Annotated in this window: 9 protein-coding genes; 8 read left to right on the forward strand and 1 reads right to left on the reverse strand. The window is 51.6% G+C overall.

The features are described from left to right. Positions 1-13 precede the first annotated feature (13 nt). From B5D63_RS05330 to B5D63_RS05365, 8 genes are all read left to right on the forward strand, one after another. Positions 14-1,600: a RagB/SusD family nutrient uptake outer membrane protein gene (locus tag B5D63_RS05330; RefSeq protein ID WP_078668552.1), complete on the forward strand. Its 1,587-nt coding sequence runs from the start codon at positions 14-16 to the stop codon at positions 1,598-1,600. 9 nt (positions 1,601-1,609) lie between these two features. Beyond that, a complete protein-coding gene (locus B5D63_RS05335) occupies positions 1,610-2,491 on the forward strand; it encodes a DUF5017 domain-containing protein (RefSeq protein WP_159455899.1) in 882 nt (293 codons plus the stop codon). Beyond that, on the forward strand, positions 2,491-4,206 hold the full coding sequence (locus tag B5D63_RS05340; protein ID WP_078667692.1) for a sodium:solute symporter family protein: 1,716 nt from the start codon (positions 2,491-2,493) through the stop codon (positions 4,204-4,206). Before B5D63_RS05335 ends, B5D63_RS05340 begins: the two co-directional genes overlap by 1 nt. 1 nt (position 4,207) lies before the next feature. Next, a complete protein-coding gene (locus B5D63_RS05345) occupies positions 4,208-6,811 on the forward strand; it encodes a glycoside hydrolase family protein (protein ID WP_078667693.1) in 2,604 nt (867 codons plus the stop codon). Further along, positions 6,801-8,222, forward strand: coding sequence for an SGNH/GDSL hydrolase family protein (locus B5D63_RS05350; protein ID WP_078667694.1), 1,422 nt, complete (start codon positions 6,801-6,803; stop codon positions 8,220-8,222). The genes B5D63_RS05345 and B5D63_RS05350 overlap by 11 nt, the downstream gene beginning before the upstream one ends. Positions 8,223-8,383: 161 nt before the next feature. Continuing rightward, positions 8,384-10,663: an FAD-dependent oxidoreductase gene (locus B5D63_RS05355; protein ID WP_078667695.1), complete on the forward strand. Its 2,280-nt coding sequence runs from the start codon at positions 8,384-8,386 to the stop codon at positions 10,661-10,663. A gap of 463 nt (positions 10,664-11,126) precedes the next feature. Beyond that, the gene (locus B5D63_RS05360; RefSeq protein ID WP_078667696.1) at positions 11,127-14,189 is read left to right on the forward strand and encodes a SusC/RagA family TonB-linked outer membrane protein; all 3,063 of its coding nucleotides are present in this window, start codon (positions 11,127-11,129) and stop codon (positions 14,187-14,189) included. A gap of 21 nt (positions 14,190-14,210) precedes the next feature. After that, positions 14,211-15,623 carry a SusD/RagB family nutrient-binding outer membrane lipoprotein gene (locus tag B5D63_RS05365; protein ID WP_078667697.1) on the forward strand — a complete coding sequence of 471 codons (1,413 nt, stop codon included), beginning with the start codon at positions 14,211-14,213 and terminating at the stop codon, positions 15,621-15,623. Between the two features lie 51 nt (positions 15,624-15,674). On the opposite strand, the gene B5D63_RS05370 is transcribed toward B5D63_RS05365, so the two are convergent. After that, complete coding sequence (locus tag B5D63_RS05370; RefSeq protein WP_143312769.1) at positions 15,675-18,362, reverse strand: cation-translocating P-type ATPase; 2,688 nt, start codon at positions 18,360-18,362, stop codon at positions 15,675-15,677. Positions 18,363-18,438: the final 76 nt, after the last annotated feature.

Raw genomic sequence — 18,438 nt, forward strand, 5'->3', positions numbered from 1 at the left:
AAAAGCTGTGAAAATGAAATCAGGCATTATCAAAACATATATCGTGATCTCCTGTGTGCTGGCAGGTTCCCTGTTCAGCGCCTGTAATAAATTCCTGGACACGAAGCCGGAAGACTTTGTGACACCGGAAAATTACTTCAATACCGAAGCGGACCTGGACAGGGCGCTGAACGGCGTCTATAACCGGTTGATCGATAACTGGGGCAGAATGTATTCCCGCGGGTTATACAGTTACCTGAATATCAGCGATGAGTTTTTCTACAAGAACGTATCTGTGAATAACCTCCGCGTATTGGACTTTGACGCCGGCCAGCTGGACGTGGGCAAGTTGTGGGAAGTGGCCTATCAGGGCATCGACCGCGCCAACCTGTTGCTCGAAAATGTGAACAAACCTAAAATGGATGAGACCAAACGGAACGCCATCAAAGGGCAGGCGCTTTTCCTGCGGGCTTATTTTTATTTTGTGCTGGTGGATAATTACGGCGGTGTGCCGCTGAAGTTATCGTCCACCACTTCGCCTACGGCGCCCAATCTGCCGCGTTCTTCGGTGGCGCAGGTATATGCCGCCATTGTGGAAGATATGAAAGCCGCGGAACCCCTGGTGAGCGACATCAGCGCCTATACGAACAATGAGCGTGTAACCACCACCGTGGTACAGGCCATACTGGCAAGGGTGTATCTTACCATGGCCGGAGAGCCGCTGAAGGATGTGTCAAAATATACCGATGCACTGGCCTATGCCGATAAGGTGATCAATTCAGGTAAACACACTTTGAATCTTTCTTACAGCAATATATTCATCAATCATTCCAAAGATATCAGCGAGCCACAGGAGTGCCTCTGGGAGATAGGGATGTACGGTAACCAGCAGGGTACGGCCCAACTGGCCGGTGGCGTAGGTATCGAAAACGGCGTGGAATGCCCCGACGATAACATTGGTTATTCCGGTGGCGCCGTACATCCTACGGCCCGGCTGTTTAACCTCTTCGATGCAGATGACCAGCGCCGTGATTGGGCGATTGCGCCTTACCGGTACGTTAACGCCGCCGGAACGATCACCAAAACGGCCTTTACCCCAGCGCAGATTTACGAACGTACTGCCGGCAAATGGCGCCGTGAATACGAAACACAGGTACCGAAAAACCGCTTGTATAATTCCACCAACTTCCCCGTGATCCGTTATGCCGACGTGCTGCTGATGAAGGCGGAAGCGGAGAACGCCCTGAATGGCCCGGTGCCCGCGGCCTATGAGGCTGTCAACCAGGTGAGAAGGAGAGGATATGGTAAACCCATCCATGCCGCCGATCCGGTAGCAGACCTGCCGGCAGGATTGGGCAGTGCGGACTTCCTGTCGCATTTGCAGGATGAAAGAGCACGTGAACTTTGTTTTGAAGGCATGCGCAAACATGACCTGATTCGTTGGGGCCTTTACGTGAGTAAGATGCAGTCGCTGGCGACAGAGGTGAACAGTACAGCGCCAGCCGCCTGGAAATATGCCGGCAGCGCGGCGAAGAACACGACCGCCCGTAATGTGCTTTTTCCTATTCCCAACACAGAGATCACTATTAATCGTTTGATCACTCAAAATCCCGGCTGGTAAAAAATGACTATGCGACCTTTCTTATATCTGATGATCATCGCCGCTTTTTGCGCCTGCGCCAAAGAGAAGGTAACCACGCCGGAGCTTGAAGTAACAACAGCCGGCACCACCTTTAAGGCCGGCGATACGGTGTCGTTTGTTTTTCAGGGAAATCCCGATAACATTACATTCTATTCCGGCGAACCCGGACGCCAGTACGAGCACCGCCAGCGTACCACGGTGGATGCCGATCTGCAGATACAGTTCAGCACGCTGGTACAGTTTGGTAAAATATATCCCAACCTGCAGCTGATGGTATCCAACGATTTTAGCGGTATTACAGATGCGGAGCACGTGAAAGCCGCTACGTGGAAAGATGTATCTTCCAAAGCGGTGTTTTCTACCGGGCTGGACAATACACCTTCCGGTGTGGTAAGCCTGAAAGAATTTGCCGACTCCGCCCGGCATCCGTTGATTTATATCGCGTTCCGGTACACTGATACCAACAAGCCCGAAGGACAGAACCGCTGGGTGGTGCGGACGTTTACCGCCAACAGTGTGTCGACGGATAAAGTGGTGACGCCGATGGCTACCATGGCTACGGCAGGGTGGAAAGCGGTAGACTTTAAAAACCCGGCTTTCGGGTGGACCATCACCCCGGCACAGCTCTTGATGCCCAGCAGCAAAAATACCGATGACAACGAAGACTGGGTGATCTCCAAAGGATTTGACCCTACGGCCGTAAAGCCAGACCAGGGGATAGCGTTGAAGAATATCAGCATTACATTGCCGGCTTATAAGTATGTATTTGCCCGTCCTGGTACTTACCGGGTGGTATTTGAAGCGTCGTCCGTGCGTTATAACGGAGAAAAACGTATTACCAGAGAACTAACTTTAACGATTACACCGTGATGAATGCAGCCATAGATACCGCCGTTATTGTCGTTTTTTCCCTGTTTATTATGCTGGTGGGGTTTTCCTTTTCCAGGACGGGAAGAAACCTCAAATCCTTTTTCGCCGCCGGGGAGGCAGTGCCCTGGTTCATCGGCGGGCTGTCCCTTTTTATGAGTTTCTTTTCTGCCGGCACTTTTGTGGCCTGGGGGTCTATTGCCTATCAGTACGGCTGGGTGGCCATTACCATCCAGTGGACCATGTGCATTGGCGCGCTGGTGACGGGATTGTACCTCGCGCCGCGGTGGAAAGCCACGGGTAACCTGACGGCAGCGGAATTCATACGGGAACGGCTGGGCGAAAAAGTGCAGAAGGCCTACATCTATATTTTTATGCTGGTGTCTTTGCTGATCAAAGGTTCGGTGCTGTATTCCGTGGCGCGGCTGGTAAGTGCTTCGCTGGGATTGCCGCTCATGCCTTCCACTGTAGTGCTGGGATTGTTTATGATCGCCTATACGGCGGTAGGCGGGTTATGGGCGGTGATGGTAACGGACATCCTTCAGTTCGTGGTGCTGACGGCCGCGGTGCTGATCATTATTCCCCTGGCCTTTGATGCGGCAGGCGGTGTGCAGCATTTCCTGCATTTTTCGCCGGAGGGTTTCTTCAGCGTGGTGAACGGCGAGTATACCTGGGGTTTTATCATTGCATTTGCCTTGTATCACGTGTTTTATATCGGGGGCAACTGGACGTTTGTGCAACGTTACACCAGTGTGGACACACCGAAGTCCGCTTCCAAAGTGGCTTATCTTTTTGCGGGCCTTTACATCCTGAGCCCGGTGCTGTGGATGTTGCCGCCCATGCTTTATAAGAGCATCAACCCGGGGTTGCTGGGACTTGAAACGGAGAACGCCTATCTCATGATCTGCAAGCATGTGCTGCCGGCAGGTTTAATGGGGCTGATACTCACCGGTATGTATTTTTCCACCTCTGCTTCCGCCAATACAGCATTGAATGTGGTATCCGCCGTTTTTACCAACGATATCTACAAAGGATCGATTAATCCTGGTGCTTCCGACAAAACACTGATGCGCGTGGCAAGGGTATCTTCCTGGTTCTTCGGGTTGGGTATGATTGCCATTGCGCTGATAGTGCCTTACATCGGCGGTATCGTGGAGTTTACCCTGAGCATTGGGGCCATCACCGGAGGGCCGCTGCTGGCGCCGCCTATCTGGGCATTGTTCTCCAGGCGGTTAACGGGCAAGGCTACCCTGTATATTACCGTTGTCAGCCTGCTGGTCAACCTGGTGTTTAAAGTAATCCTCCCGCTGACAGGGAGTATTAAACTGGGCCGTGCCGACGAGATGTTGCTCGGTGTGGGGTTACCTTTTGTGATGCTGGCGCTGTACGAATGGTATGCCCGCAGCAAAGGCGATGTAAGCGATGAATATATACAGCTGCAACGCCGCCGCGCACAGCGTAAAGTAGCAGTGCAGACGGTGAGCGCGGAAGAAGCCATCGAGATACAGAAACAAAATCAGTTCGGGTTAAAGGTGATCGCTTTTTCGCTCGCCTTTATCGCTTTGTTATTATATGCGCTGTGTTTTTTCTCGCAGAAAAGTGCGCCGCTGGTGGCAGGCATCGCCACCACTATTCTCCTGGCGGCCTTTATACCGCTGCGGGCTGCGCGAAAAGTGAAGATCACGCCTCAACCGGAACCGGCAGAAAGTATTTATTAACATGAGAAGAATCGTATTCACCTTTATCAGCTGGATGGCAGGTATCCTGCCGGTAGCGGCCCAATCGGCCGTTGTATCGATGCACAATAATACCCTTCGCCTGTCCTGGAAAAACGGGACGGCCGGATGGCAGCTGGAAAATGTTGCTGTAAAACAGCAGCAGGCATGGCAGCAGTTACCACATGTGAGCGGAGAATATACGCTGTTGTACAGTGCCGAAAAACCCGACAACAAACCATTACCCCTATACGATAAAACCGGCAGAAAGCTCGTGTTCCCCGAGCCTCAGTACCGTTACATTATTCCGGTATGGGAATCGGCCTTGTCGCCGGTACCGATGAATACCGCCGGCACTGCACAGCATTTTTATCCGGCGTCCGCCACCGAAGCGGCAGACGGCTCCCTGGTATTTACCAGTGAAAACAATACCGCTGTACTTTCCGCTACCTGGCGCTTTGACGACCGCTTCCCCGGCGATGTCTGTGTAACCATGCAGCTGCGCGCCAAAGCCACCGGTTATTATTCACTGGCCACGCCTACGCTGGTGACCATGCAGGAGCAGGATTTGCAATGGGCGGGTATTCCCGGTTATTTTCAGAGCGATCGTATAGAGAAAGATTTTATCAAGGCCTATGCCTATATGCAGGGTATACCGGATAGGCCGGTGGTCCTGCGGGAGCGGACCGCCACCACGCTGGCGCCTTTTATCAGTACCCGCCAGCGGTGGACTTTGGCGGTGATACCGGCGCCCGGCATCGCCCGCGATCCCTGGGAGAAAGATAAACGCAGCAACAGCAACTGGCAACTGGGCCTGTCACTGATGAACCGGAAGGCGGCGCTGACGCCTACCGCGTATCATCCGGTGCTGGGAGAGAGAGGCTCCTACCTGCAGCAGGGAGACACCGTTAGTTTCGCTTTCCGCTACAGCCTGCAGGCGGCCGACTGGTACACGGTGTACAAACATGCGGTGAATGATATCTACCGTTTCCCTGATTTCCTGTCGCTGAAACAAACCCGGCAATCCCTGACCAGCCGCATCCTCCGGATGCATCATTACCTCGTGGATGACAGCACCTCCATGTGGAAGCTGGAGAACTATAAAGGCGTGAACATCGGCGCACAGGCTTACCTGGGTGGTGTTTACGGTTCAGAAAAAGATGCCCTGAAAAATTCTGATTACGGCGCCATGTGGATGTTATCGCACATCACACAGGACAGCGTATTGGCGCAGACACGTTTACCCTATGCCCGTAATTTTAAGCTGATGCAACAGGAGCAGCAGCCGGGATTCTTCAACGGCGCCGCCGCCGGGCAGTACTATCTGACCAAAAGCCGGCGGTTCACCGAAGAGTGGGGGCCTTATGTAGAACCCATCGGCACCACCTATTATATGATGATGGACATGGGCAATATCCTGCTGTTTAATCCGCACGATACTACGCTGCAACGTGCGCTGCGCGTGGCGGCCGACAGGCTGCTGGCCTGGATGCAGCCGGAAGGTAAGTGGGCGGTGGCCTACGGCCATGCTACCGGTAAGCCGATGTTCACCGAAGTGGAAGACTTACGGCCTACCTTTTACGGCCTGCTGATAGCTTACAAGATTTTGGGTGATCAAAAATACCTGCATGCTGCAAAGAAGGGCGCCGACTGGTACATCACAAATGCTACCGCCAGGGGGTATTTCCTGGGCGTATGCGGCGATGCGCGGTTTGTGCCCGACTTTGCCACAGGTCAGAGCGCCGGCGCGCTGCTGGAGCTTTATGAAATAACGAAGGAAACACGCTACCGCAGAGCGGCTATTCAAACAGCGAAGTTATACACCACTTCCGTGTATACGCAACCGATACCGTCCACAGAAAAAAAGATGGTGAACGGACGGGAGCGCGCGGACTGGGAAATCAGTCAGGCCGGTCTCAGTTTTGAACACGGCGGTATTATGGGCTCCGCCAATCACCGGGGGCCGATTGCGCTGGCCAGCCATGCCGGCCTGTTTGTGCGGATGTTTGGCCTTACGCGTGATTCATTGTTTCTCCACATGGCCCGTGCCGCGGCACTCGGCAGAGATGCTTTTGTAGACAGCGCTACCAGCGTGGCCTCTTATTATTGGGATACGATGAACAAAGGCGCCGGTCCCTACCCGCACCACGCGTGGTGGCAGGTGGGCTGGATCACCGATTACCTGTTGTCCGAAATACAGCTTCGTTCTGCCGGTAACGTGACCTTCCCGCATGGCTTCGCCACGCCGAAAGTGGGGCCGCATCAGACCTATGGTTTTGCACCGGGCAAAGTATACGGCACCGCTGCCGATCTGTTGCTCCGGGAGAACATGCTGCCGGGCGCCAGTCCTTACCTCGATTATTTCTGCGCCATCAACCGGAAAGAGCGGAAGCTTTTCCTGTTGCTGCTGAACAATAGCCATCTTCCTTTGAAAGAAACGTTGCAGGTGAACTATGCGGAGGTACTGGCCGGGAAAACCATCCGGCCACAGCGTGCAGTGTACCTCCATGCCAACGGCCAACACAAGGCCGCTGGTGTAACACAGGCTTTCCCGTTGGAAATAGCACCCTATGGGCTGCGTGTAATAGCTATTAACTATGAACTATAAACGTTTTTATACACTGCTTTGTGGTTGCCTGTTGTTGCAGACAACCATCTATTCCCAGAGCCGGGAAGAGGCGGAGGAACTACGGCTTATTGCCGCTTCTCAGGCAGGCGCTTCACCTTTGTACTTTAATCCGGGAGATACCAGTGTTCCGCTTATCAGCACCGGGGATTATAATAACAGTAAGGAATGCACAGTGCGGGGCGGGTTACCGCATTTCTTCCGCAAAGCGGCAACAGGCAAACCACTCACTATCGGTTTTATCGGTGGTAGCATCACGCAGGGTAATCAGTGTTACCGCCGGCAGACGGCAAGGTATATACAGTCCATGTATCCTGATGCGGTCATGAAAGGCATTAACGCCGGTGTTTCCGGAACAGGAACAGACCTGGGCGCCTGCCGTTTGTATGACCAGCTGATGCAGTATCATCCGGACCTGGTGTTCGTGGAGTTCGCGGTGAACGGCGCTTATGCGGATGGTATGGAAGGGATCATCCGGCAGATCCGGAAAAAATCACCACAGACAGATATCTGCCTGATTTATACGGTTAACATCGGTCACACGAAAGCATATGCCGCTGGTCAGGTGCCGGAGCATATAAAGGGGCTGGAACAGCTGGCGGTGCATTATGCGTTGCCATCCATACATCTCGGTATGGAACCCACCATGCTGGAGCAGCAGGGAAAGCTGTTGTGGAAAAGCGCAACAGATGTGCCCGGAAAGATCGTCTACTCCCGTGATGGTCTGCATCCCGTTATGGCTGGCGGTAATTTATACGCCGCCGCTATTGCGAGGGGAATGCAAAAAATACAGAAGGCTGGTATCGTACAACCGTCTCCGTTACCGCCGCCGTTACTGGCAGATAACTGGGAAGATGCCGGGATGTACGACCCTTTGCAAATCGCGGCTTTCAGCAGCGGCTTCAAAAAGGCGGCTACCGACCGGCTGCCGCTGAAACAGTTCCAGGGCTGGTTTCCTTATGTGATGACCGCAGAGCAACCCGGCGCTTCCTTTACGTTTCATTTTACCGGCACCATGTTCGGCATCTTCGATATCGGCGGTCCGGAAGTGGGCCAGCTGGACGTGGTAGTGGACGGCAAGCCCATGAAGCTGGTCAGCCGCGCTCCCCGGGGGACGCGGTTCCTGGGCGCTGCGGCGACGGACAGCAGCGGCAGTTCTACGATCAACCGGTTCAATAATTTCTGCAATAACCGTTATCGCGGGCAGTATGAGATGATCATCCTGCCGGCGGGCAAACATACCGTCACTTTACGTCTGTCGGCCGAAAAGGCAGATAAACGTGCGATACTGGGCAGTACGCAGCTGGAAGATATTACCCGTCATCCGGAGAAATACGACCGTACCGTCGTCTACATCGGCAAAATTTTATTGCGGGGAACACCCGGCAGGTGAGCCGCCTGTTTGGATGCGCAAACCCCGGTGCAGCTTGTTGGGAACATTCCCGGCAAATGGGAATGTTCCCGTTATTTTTTGTGGCCGTAACGCTTGCCGTTGCCGGGCACGGGTTGTTAATTTGACGACTTGCTCTCTACTAAAACTATAACTGAAGAATCATGATTACATCCGGAACAACAGGAGACCGTGCTTTTCCCGAAGTGAACATTAACGCAGACCTGGTGATCACCGGCGGCGGGCTGTCAGGCGTATGCGGCGCCATCACTGCCGCCCGGCAGGGACTTAAAGTGGTACTGGTACAGGACCGTCCCGTACTGGGAGGCAACGCCAGCAGTGAAGTCCGCCTGTGGATACTGGGCGCCACTTCCCATATGGGCAATAACAACCGCTGGGCCCGCGAAGGTGGTCTGGTCAATGAAATACTGGTGGAGAATACCTTTCGTAACCCGGAAAGCAACCCTATTATTTTTGATATGGTCCTGCTGGATAAAGTCACGCAGGAGCCCAACATCACCCTGTTGCTGAACACCGCGGTATATGCGGTAGAAAAAAAGGACGAAGCAACGATCGGTGCGCTCAAAGCTTTCTGCAGCCAGAACCAGACGACGTATACACTAACGGCACCGTTGTTTTGCGATGCCTCCGGCGACGGTGTCGTAGGTTTTCTCGCCGGCGCGGCTTTCCGTATGGGCGCTGAAAGCAGTGATGAATTCGGAGAGAAATTTGCGCCGTCCGCAGAATATGGGGAACTGCTGGGACACTCCCTTTACTTTTACAGTAAAGATACCGGTCGGCCGGTGAAGTATATCCCGCCTGCTTTTGCGCTGAAAGACATCACCACTATTCCACGCTTTAAATCTTTTAACGCGGGTGACTTCGGCTGTAAGCTGTGGTGGATAGAATATGGCGGACGCCTGGATACTGTGCATGATACCGAAAAAATAAAGTGGGAACTGTGGAAGATCGTATATGGTGTGTGGGACTACATCAAAAATTCCGGCAACTTCCCGGAAGCGGAAACCCTCACATTGGAATGGGTAGGCATGATTCCCGGTAAAAGAGAAAGCCGCCGTTTTGAAGGGGATTATATGATGGTACAGCAGGACATCATCGAACAACGTACACATGCGGACGCGGTGGCCTTCGGTGGCTGGTCGGTCGACCTGCACCCGGCTGACGGCGTTTTCAGTGAAAAACCCGGCTGCAACCAGTGGCACAGCAAAGGTATCTACCAGATCCCTTATCGTAGTTTATACAGCCGCAATATCCGTAACCTGTTCCTCGGCGGCCGTATTATCAGCGCTTCGCACGTGGCTTTTGCCTCTACCCGCGTGATGGCCACGGCGGCATACGCCACACAGGCTGCGGCCATGGCGGCAGTGATCTGTAAGGAACAGGGTGTGCTGCCTGCAGCTGTTTTTCATCAGGGACTGGTGCCCGTGCTGCAAAAAAGACTGCAGCAAACCGGTCAGCATATCCCGGGCCTTGCATTACAGGATACGGAAGACCTGGTGCAAACTGCTGCTATTAAAGCGTCCAGCGAAATGGTTTTCACGGGCTTCCCGGGCGGTGCTTTCCCGCAGCCGTTACAGCTGTCGGTAGCGCAACTGCTGCCGTTACCACAAGGCAGGATCTCACCGATGGTATTTCATGCAGATGCGGCTGAAGATACCACGCTGGAAGTAGAGCTGCGCATCAGCAGCCGGAAAGGCAGTCACACCCCGGATATTACCCTGGAGAAACAAACCATCGCAGTGCATCCGGGAAGAAATTGTATCCAACTGTCATTTAACACAACGCTGGAACAGACCGGCTATGCGTTTATCATCTTTCATAAAAATCCACTGGTGCAACTGCACCGCACCGCTAAAAGGCTCACTGGCGTACTGTCTGTTTTTAACACGGTGAACAAAGCAGTGTCCAACTACGGGAAACAAACACCTCCCGAAGATATCGGGATGGAAACTTTCGAGTTCTGGTGCCCGCAACGGCGTCCTGAAGGGTACAATATCGATCTGAAATATGAAACAGGTATACAACTGTTTTCCGCAGAGAATATCCGCAATGGAACAGACCGGCCGGTGAGCGCGCCCAACGCCTGGGTAGCCGATTGGTCGGACGCAGCACCGCAGCTGGGGCTCCGCTGGGATGCCCCCGTGACCATAGGGCATATCGACCTGTTCTTTGACGCGGACTACGATCATCCGATGGAATCTGTTCTGATGACGCACCCTGAAACAGTGATGCCTTTCTGTGTACGGAACTACCGGATCAAAGATGCCGAAGGAAAGGTACTCGCTGAAGTGACAGACAACTACCAGACCCATAACCGGGTGCAACTGGTAGAACCCGTGACTACCAGCGGGCTGGTGGTGGAGATGGAACACCCGTCTGCAGAAGTGCCGGCAGCCGTTTTTGCAATACGTTGTTATCGATAATCCTGCATAACATCATAGCCTGTTGTTGCAGGTTATGATGTTATCTTATTTTGCCGTAGCTTGAATAGTTAATTGTATTGTTTGTTTCCTGTATTCTTTTCCCATACGCTGTTTGAAGTAAGATTATTGTTTTTTGTTGTTTTTTAGCCATGTTAATTTTAGTAAAGAAGTGGTTAAATATAATGTAATCACCTACCCCGATGTGACCTAATTTCAACCCATTATCAGAAGACTGAAAATATAGTTATTGCGCCGAGAGGATATCAACCACAAAACATGTTGCAGTGTAAAACTGTACCGGTAATTTTTTGATCGCTTAAAAGAACACAACACAGGTGTGCTGCACATGACAGCTCGCCCGGTAATTCACGTACAACAAAAACACATCTTGCTGTCTCAATGAAATCGCTTACAAGCACCGGCTGGCGTACGGCCGGCTGATCATTCTATTAATATAATACTTATGAAAAGACAATTTTTGATAGCAGTCATGCTGCTATTGGCGCTATCCGTTGCCTATGCGCAAGCCCCGTCTGTGTCGGGAAAAATTACCGGTAAGGATGGCGCGCCGGTCCCGGGGGCTTCTGTCCGCGTTAAAGGCGCCAACACCGGCGCAGCAGCAGCTGCTGACGGCTCTTTCCACATTGCTGCCAAAGAGGGGGATATCCTGCTCGTCACCGCAATGGGTTATAACACGTATGAAATTAAAGTGACAAAAAACGGTGTGGTCAACATCACGCTGGAGGAGAACTCCCGCCAGATCAACGAGGTACTGGTGACCGCGTTGGGTATTAAACGTGATAAGCGGATGCTTACCTACAGCGTTGAAGAAGTAAAAGGCGCAACGTTGGTGGAAGCGAAGCAGGATAACGTGGTGAACGCCCTCGCCGGTAAGGTGTCCGGAGTACAGATCACCAACTCCAGCGGCGTACCGGGCAGCTCTGCCAGGATCGTGATCAGGGGTGCTACTTCATTGGTGGGTAACAACCAGGCACTGTTTGTAATTGATGGTATACCGGTAGACAATAGCGAAGCCGGTAACACTAATGGAGCGATGTATTCCGGCGGTACGATGAACCGTGGCGGCGACATCGATCCCAATATTATTGAAAGCATGACCATCCTGAAAGGCGCTGCTGCTACCGCATTGTACGGCTCCGCCGCCGCAAGGGGAGCTGTGATCATCACTACTAAAAACGGCGCCGGAAAAGGTAAGCAGGGAAAGCCCAATCTTTCCTTCAGTAGCAGTTACTCCTTCCAGAATGCTATCCTGCCGAAGTTTCAGGATAAATTCGCCCAGGGCTCAGATGGTAAATATATCAATGGTAATAACGTTAAAGGCTCCGGCTCCTGGGGACCGGCGATAGATACGCTGAAAGTGAACGGTGTGCCTGTGAAAAAATATGACCCGTTCAAAGAATTTTTCCGCACAGGGCATACCTCCGATAACAATATTAACGTATCCGGCTATACGGACCGCTCTAACTACATGGTGTCCTATTCTTACCTGAACACCCAGGGTACCATCCCCAATACCGATTACAGCCGGCATTCATTGTTTGCTAAATATGGTGTGAAGTTGCTGGACAACCTGCAATTATCTACACAGTTCAATTACATACAATCAGATAACCATCGTTATCTCGAAGGAAACAACTTTGTGAACCCGCTGTGGACAATATATGGTGCGCCTATCTCCTGGGACCCGTATCCGATCGTTAATGAAGATGGTTCACAGCGCCTGTTTCGTCTGGGCCGTAACAATCCCTACTGGATACTCGAAAATACCGGCCTGCGCGACCGCAACAGCCGTATTATTCCTGTGGTAACCCTCAGTTATACCCCATTACCCTGGCTTACTATTACGGAGCGTATTGGGGCTGATATGTTCGTGACCACGGCTGAATATCACGAGGCGCCCGGCGCCGTTGGCTGGGGCAACAACGGTAGTACGCCGGTCAACGGCCAGATGTATAAACGGGATATTAAAAGCCAGCAGTTCAACCATGACTTCATGGTGGAAGCGAGAAAAGAATTTAACAGCGACCTGTTTGGTAGCTTATTGCTTGGTAATAATATTCTTACCAACTACAATGATAATGGGCTGGTACAAGGGGTGGATATTTCTGTGGACAAGCTGTACAACATCTCGAATTTTGCTGATGTAACATCTACCTACACCTACGCCAGAACCCGTAAAGTGGGATTTTATGCGCAGGCTAACCTCGAATATAAGCGTATGCTCACCCTGGCGCTGACCGGGCGTTATGACGGTAGTTCCGTGTTGTCCAAAGAAAACCAGTTCTATCCTTATGGATCGGCTAGTGCAGGTTTTGTATTTACCGAACCGCTGAAGATGACAGACAATCCCATCTTCAGTTTCGGTAAGGTAAGGGTATCCTACTCCGCAGTGGGCAATGATAACATGAGCCCTTATTCACTGAGTAATCCCTATTTCAGGGCATCACCCGGTGTCAACTTCCCATTCAACGGTCAAAATGGATATACCCTCACGAACGCTTACAGTTTTCCGCTGAGGAGCGAAAAAATGAAAGAGTTTGAAATTGGCCTGGAGACCAAATTTTTCCGTAACAGGGCATCGTTGGAGGTCTCCTATTTTAACAGGAAAAGTACAGACTTGCTGACACCTTCCTCCCCGGTATCAGCTGCCACCGGTTTTACCGGTATTGCCGTGAATGCCGGCGCAATGCAGAACAAAGGCGTGGAAGTATCGTTAGGTGTTACGCCGGTGAAAACGGCTAACCTTACCTGGAATATCAATGTTAACTATACAAAGATCGATAACAAAGTGCTCAGCCTGGCGGAGGGAGTGAACTATATCCAGTTCGCCGGTTTTACCAATCCTGGTATTTTTGCTTACGCGAATCAGCCCTATGGCGTAATTTATGGTAACTACTATCTGCGTAATGAGAACAATCAGATGCTCATTGATGATAACGGTTATCCGATCATTAGCACGAACCTTGGCCCCATCGGCAACTCCACTGCAAAATGGCTGGGCGGTGTTACCAGCTCCCTGAATTACAAAGGACTGATGTTCTCCTTTACGCTGGATCATCGTCATGGCGGTGATGTTATCAACCTGGATAATTCCTATCTCTATTTTTATGGCACCGCAAAAGCCACAGAAAACAGGGGCACCACTGTGGTGCTGCCCGGCGTAAAACAATCAACCGGTAAAGAAAATGATATTCCCATTGTACTGGACCAGCGCTATTACCAGGAATCTTATTCCAAAGCGAATGAAACCAGCGTGGAAGACGGGTCTTTCCTGAAGCTGCGGCAGGTATCGCTGAGCTATGATCTGGCGCCCACGCTGTTGAAACGGACCGGCTTCCGGTCTCTGGTATTATCTGTTACCGGTACCAATTTTATCCTCCATAAGAACTATACCGGTTCTGATCCGGAGGTAAGCCTCTCCGGTTCCGGTAACGGTCAGGGTTTCTCCAATTTCAACGTGCCTTCCAACCGTAGCGTGCTGGTTGGAATGAAGGTATCTTTTTAATGACTGATTAAAGCTAACGACATGAAAATAATAAGAACACTCGCCCTGATGAGTTGTGCGGTGCTCCTGAATAGCGGATGTAAAAAATTCCTGGATATTAACGATGATCCGAATAACCCGTTGACCGTAAAAGAATCACTGATGTTGTCCCCGGTGGAAGTCGCCACTGCCAGCCAGGTGATGGGCGGCGCCAGCAATTCCAATACCCATATTGTCTCTTACTGGATGCAACATTTGTCGTTGAACCAACAGGCGCCAAATCTGGAATCCTATTTCTTTACCAATGTGGACGCGAATAGTGCCTGGGATGGTGTGTTGTACACCACCATCTTCCAGAACCTGCAGGTGATGATGCAGCAGGCCACCGCTGCAAAGCGTTATCAGTATGTAGCTATCGGCAAAACGTTGTTTGCCTACAATCTCGCCGTTACCACTGATTTATGGGGCAATATTCCGTATTCCGAAGCATTTTGTATGCCGGAGATCACCAAACCTAAATACGACAGCCAGGAATCGGTGTATAAAGTAATAGGGGCGCTGCTCGACAGTGCCATTTATTATATGGACCTGACACCGAACAAGGTGGCTCCGGGCGGAGACGATTACATCTATAACGGTGATATGGACCAGTGGAAGAAAATGGTGTATACGCTCAAAGCCCGTTATGCGCTGCGCTTGACCAAAGCGCCGGGACATACCGCTGCTAAACAGGCAGATGAAGCGCTGGCCGCCCTGGCCAAAGGTTATGGCAGCAACGACGACAATGCCTTTGTTGCCTATCCGGGCACCGGCAATGCTTCCAACCCATGGTATTACGTGACAGGAGAAGCTTCCGGCGGTATCGTATTGGGACAATCTTTTGTGGATTCACTGAAATCCAGGAAAGACCCACGTTTACCGATCATCGCTACTAAAAACAAAGCGGGCGAATATGTGGGCCGTAATGTGAATGACGCGCCGGTACCTGATCCTGAGATGTTGTCTTTTGTAAACACTTTCTATGCGGGTGCAGGGTCCAAACTGTATCTGCTGACCTATAGTGAAGCTCTTTTCCTGAAGGCGGAAGCTACGTTTATCAAGCAGGGCGCTGCCGCAGCGGAACCCATCTACAAAGCGGCCATTGCCGCGCATATGTCGGTGCTGGGCGTTCTGCCGGGAGCGCAACAGGCGTACATCGCAGCACGGCCCGCCCTTACAGCGGCTAATGCCCTGGAGCAAATTATCAGCGAAAAGTACATCGCCAACTTCCTGTCGCCGGAGGCTTACAATGACTGGCGGCGTACCGGATATCCGCAGCTGAAGCCATACACCGGCAGTACGGCGAAGGGTATCCCCAGACGGTGGCTGTACCCCGCTACGGAAGAACTGACAAACCCACAGCCAGATCAAAAGGCAACCATCAACGATCGTGTCTGGTGGGATACGAATAACTAGAAGGAAAAATGACAAGGCTGGCTGTTTAGCCGGCCTTTTTTATGTAGATGACTATAATATCCAACGCATCCTTTTCGCCCATTGTATCAGCACCAAAGAACACAGCGCTGCAATAACAGCCACCGTCCAATATTTCCAGTCCATAAAAGAGATGTTCAATGCTTTTCTGAATATGGGCACCCACCAGGAAGCCAGTGTAAGCGAAATGCAGCAAATAATAGCATACCATACGTATTTGTTGGTGAACACTGAAGATTTAAAAAATCCGCTATGAAGGTCAAAAGACATATTCAGTACATGGACCACCTGAGAGAAGGCCAATGTGTAAAAAAGCATATTGTTGGCGTGCCCGGCTGGAGGAGTGATGTCTGAAGACAACAGGTAACAGGCGATATAGACAGCGCTGATAGTTGTCAGGGTCATAATAGATGCATACGTAAAAATGGCAATCCATCTTTTCCTGTCTACAATAGGTGTTTGGGAGGCATAAGGTTTGCGCTGCATAATAAATGGGGGGGCTTTTGTCATGCCGAGGGCAAGCGCAGGCAAAACATCTGTGATCAGGTTAATATAGAGTATTTGCAGTGGAAACAATTGGAACGGTAGATTTAAAAGGGAGGCGGTGGCAATGATCACCAGTTCACTCAGGTTGCCTGACAGCAAATAGACTACAAAGCGGCGAATGTTGGAGAAGATGGTCCTCCCTTGTTTTATGGCAGATACAATGGAAGAGAAAGCATCGTCCGTCAGGATCATATCTGCTACTTCCTGGGCGACCTGGGTGCCTCGCCGGCCCATAGCGATACCTATGTCAGCTTTTGTCAGTGCCGGGGCATCGTTGACGCCATCGCCGGTCATGCCGACGATCATTTTTTGTTCCTGATAGAGACGGACCAGGTCCAGTTTCTGCTCCGGCGTTACTCTGGCGAAGACAGTTGCAGACAACCATTTCTGTTTCTCGTCGATGGTGAGCCCGGCGTAGGGCTTCATAGCATCGCCATGGATGATGTCATGTTCGTGGCTGGGTAATCCCACTTGCCGTGCAATCTCACGCGCCGTGGCGGGGTGGTCGCCGGTAACCATCACCACCCTGATACCCGCAGACTGGCATTCGCCGATGGCGGAAATAACCTCCGGCCGTACCGGGTCTGAAAATCCGGCAATACCGGCTAAGGTCAGGCCAGAGAGTAGATCTGTAGAGGGATCGGGGCTTTCCTTAAACGCAAATGCCAATGTCCGCAGTCCGGAAGCGGCCATTTTTTCAGCTATCTTGAGCCAGTTGTTTTTTCTTCCGGGAATGAGTGCTTCGGTGGTCCCATTTTTCAGCACTGTGTCGCAACTATTGAGCAACGCTTCCATTGCTCCCTTCACAGCCACATAATAGCCGTTTTCTTTTTTGTGCAGCGTAGCCATCACCCGGAGATCGGAAGAAAAAGGGATTTCGTCGATTTTCGGATATTGATTGCGAAGTTTCCTGAAATCCGTAGTGAAGGAAGCCATTTTTAGTAAGCTGATCTCAAGCGGATCACCGGTTGGCGTTCCCGGAGAACTGCCATCGCCGGTATCCAGCGACGCCGTATTGCACAGTACAGCAATTTGTTGCAGATGCGCAAATGCCGGATCGGCGGACAGCAGGGAATGATGCTGAATACCGGCAGGGACCTCCATGCCCGGCAATTGCACACAGGCGACCTCCATTTGGTTCTCGGTGAGCGTCCCGGTCTTGTCGGTACAGATAATATTGGTGCTTCCCAATGTTTCTACCAGCGAAAGCCTTTTTGCCAGTATATGTTGCCTTGCCATACGCATCATCCCCAGTGCGAGTGCCATAGTAGCTACCACGGGCAAGCCCTCAGGGATGGCCGCAACAGATAACGCAATGGATGTTTGCAGGATGTTAAACAGCGGTTTTCCCTGAAGCCAGCCAGCCAAAAAAATAAAAGCCATCAATATCAGTGTTATCAGTACCAGTTTTTTGCTGAAAACCTGTAGTTTTTTTTCCAGGGGAGACGCTTCCGGTTGAACCTGGTGGATCATGCCTGCAATTTTACCTAGCTCAGTTGACATTCCGGTATAGACTGCCAGTCCATACCCGTTCCCCCTGGTTACAAAGCTGCCTTTAAAAAGCATATTGGTCCGATCGGGAACGATGGTATGGGACGGTAGCACAGCAGTATTTTTTTCTACCGGCAAAGACTCTCCGGTCAAGGACGATTCATCGCTCTGTAATTGAAAACAGCTGATCAGTCGTAAGTCTGCACTCACCAGGTCGCCTCCTTCTACAAACAGTATATCACCCGGCACTACCTGTTCTGCCGGGATGGAAATGAGGCTGCCATTTCTGAGAACGCGGGCGTGTATCGCAGTCATTTTTTTCAAAGCGTGTATGGCCCGTGCCGCCTGAAATTCCATGACAAATCCTACGGTGGTGTTGAGTACCAGTACCAGCAAAATGGCGATTCCGTCCAGCCATTCCTCAAAGAAAAAAGAAAAGGAGGCGGCCAGCATCAGCAGTAAAGCAAAAGGACTAACAAACTGCCGCAGGAAGATGGTCAGCGGACTGACGGATTGGCCGGTATGAATGGTGTTATACCCGCAGGAGGTAAGACGGCTGGCTGCTTCCGCAGAGGAAAGGCCGCTGTCAGCGTTGCTTTGTAACTGGTCAAGCAACTCTGCGGCCGAATATGCCCATGGTTTTTTTATGTCGTCGTTGGTCACCATCCGGACAAGGCTTTTCAAATAAACAGATAAGTGCTATACTATGTTTACAGGCACCAATGTCAGTTCATGGGACAGGCGTTTATACGCTGGTTGC

The organism is Chitinophaga eiseniae (genome assembly GCF_900167135.1).
GTDB lineage: Bacteria > Bacteroidota > Bacteroidia > Chitinophagales > Chitinophagaceae > Chitinophaga > Chitinophaga eiseniae.

Coding starts and splice junctions, on each gene's coding strand:
- B5D63_RS05360 (WP_078667696.1), top strand. CDS start 11,127: ATGAAAAGACAATTTTTGATAGCAGTCATGCTGCTATTGGCGCTATCC.
- B5D63_RS05355 (WP_078667695.1), top strand. CDS start 8,384: ATGATTACATCCGGAACAACAGGAGACCGTGCTTTTCCCGAAGTGAAC.
- B5D63_RS05365 (WP_078667697.1), top strand. CDS start 14,211: ATGAAAATAATAAGAACACTCGCCCTGATGAGTTGTGCGGTGCTCCTG.
- B5D63_RS05330 (WP_078668552.1), top strand. CDS start 14: ATGAAATCAGGCATTATCAAAACATATATCGTGATCTCCTGTGTGCTG.
- B5D63_RS05335 (WP_159455899.1), top strand. CDS start 1,610: ATGCGACCTTTCTTATATCTGATGATCATCGCCGCTTTTTGCGCCTGC.
- B5D63_RS05350 (WP_078667694.1), top strand. CDS start 6,801: ATGAACTATAAACGTTTTTATACACTGCTTTGTGGTTGCCTGTTGTTG.
- B5D63_RS05345 (WP_078667693.1), top strand. CDS start 4,208: ATGAGAAGAATCGTATTCACCTTTATCAGCTGGATGGCAGGTATCCTG.
- B5D63_RS05340 (WP_078667692.1), top strand. CDS start 2,491: ATGAATGCAGCCATAGATACCGCCGTTATTGTCGTTTTTTCCCTGTTT.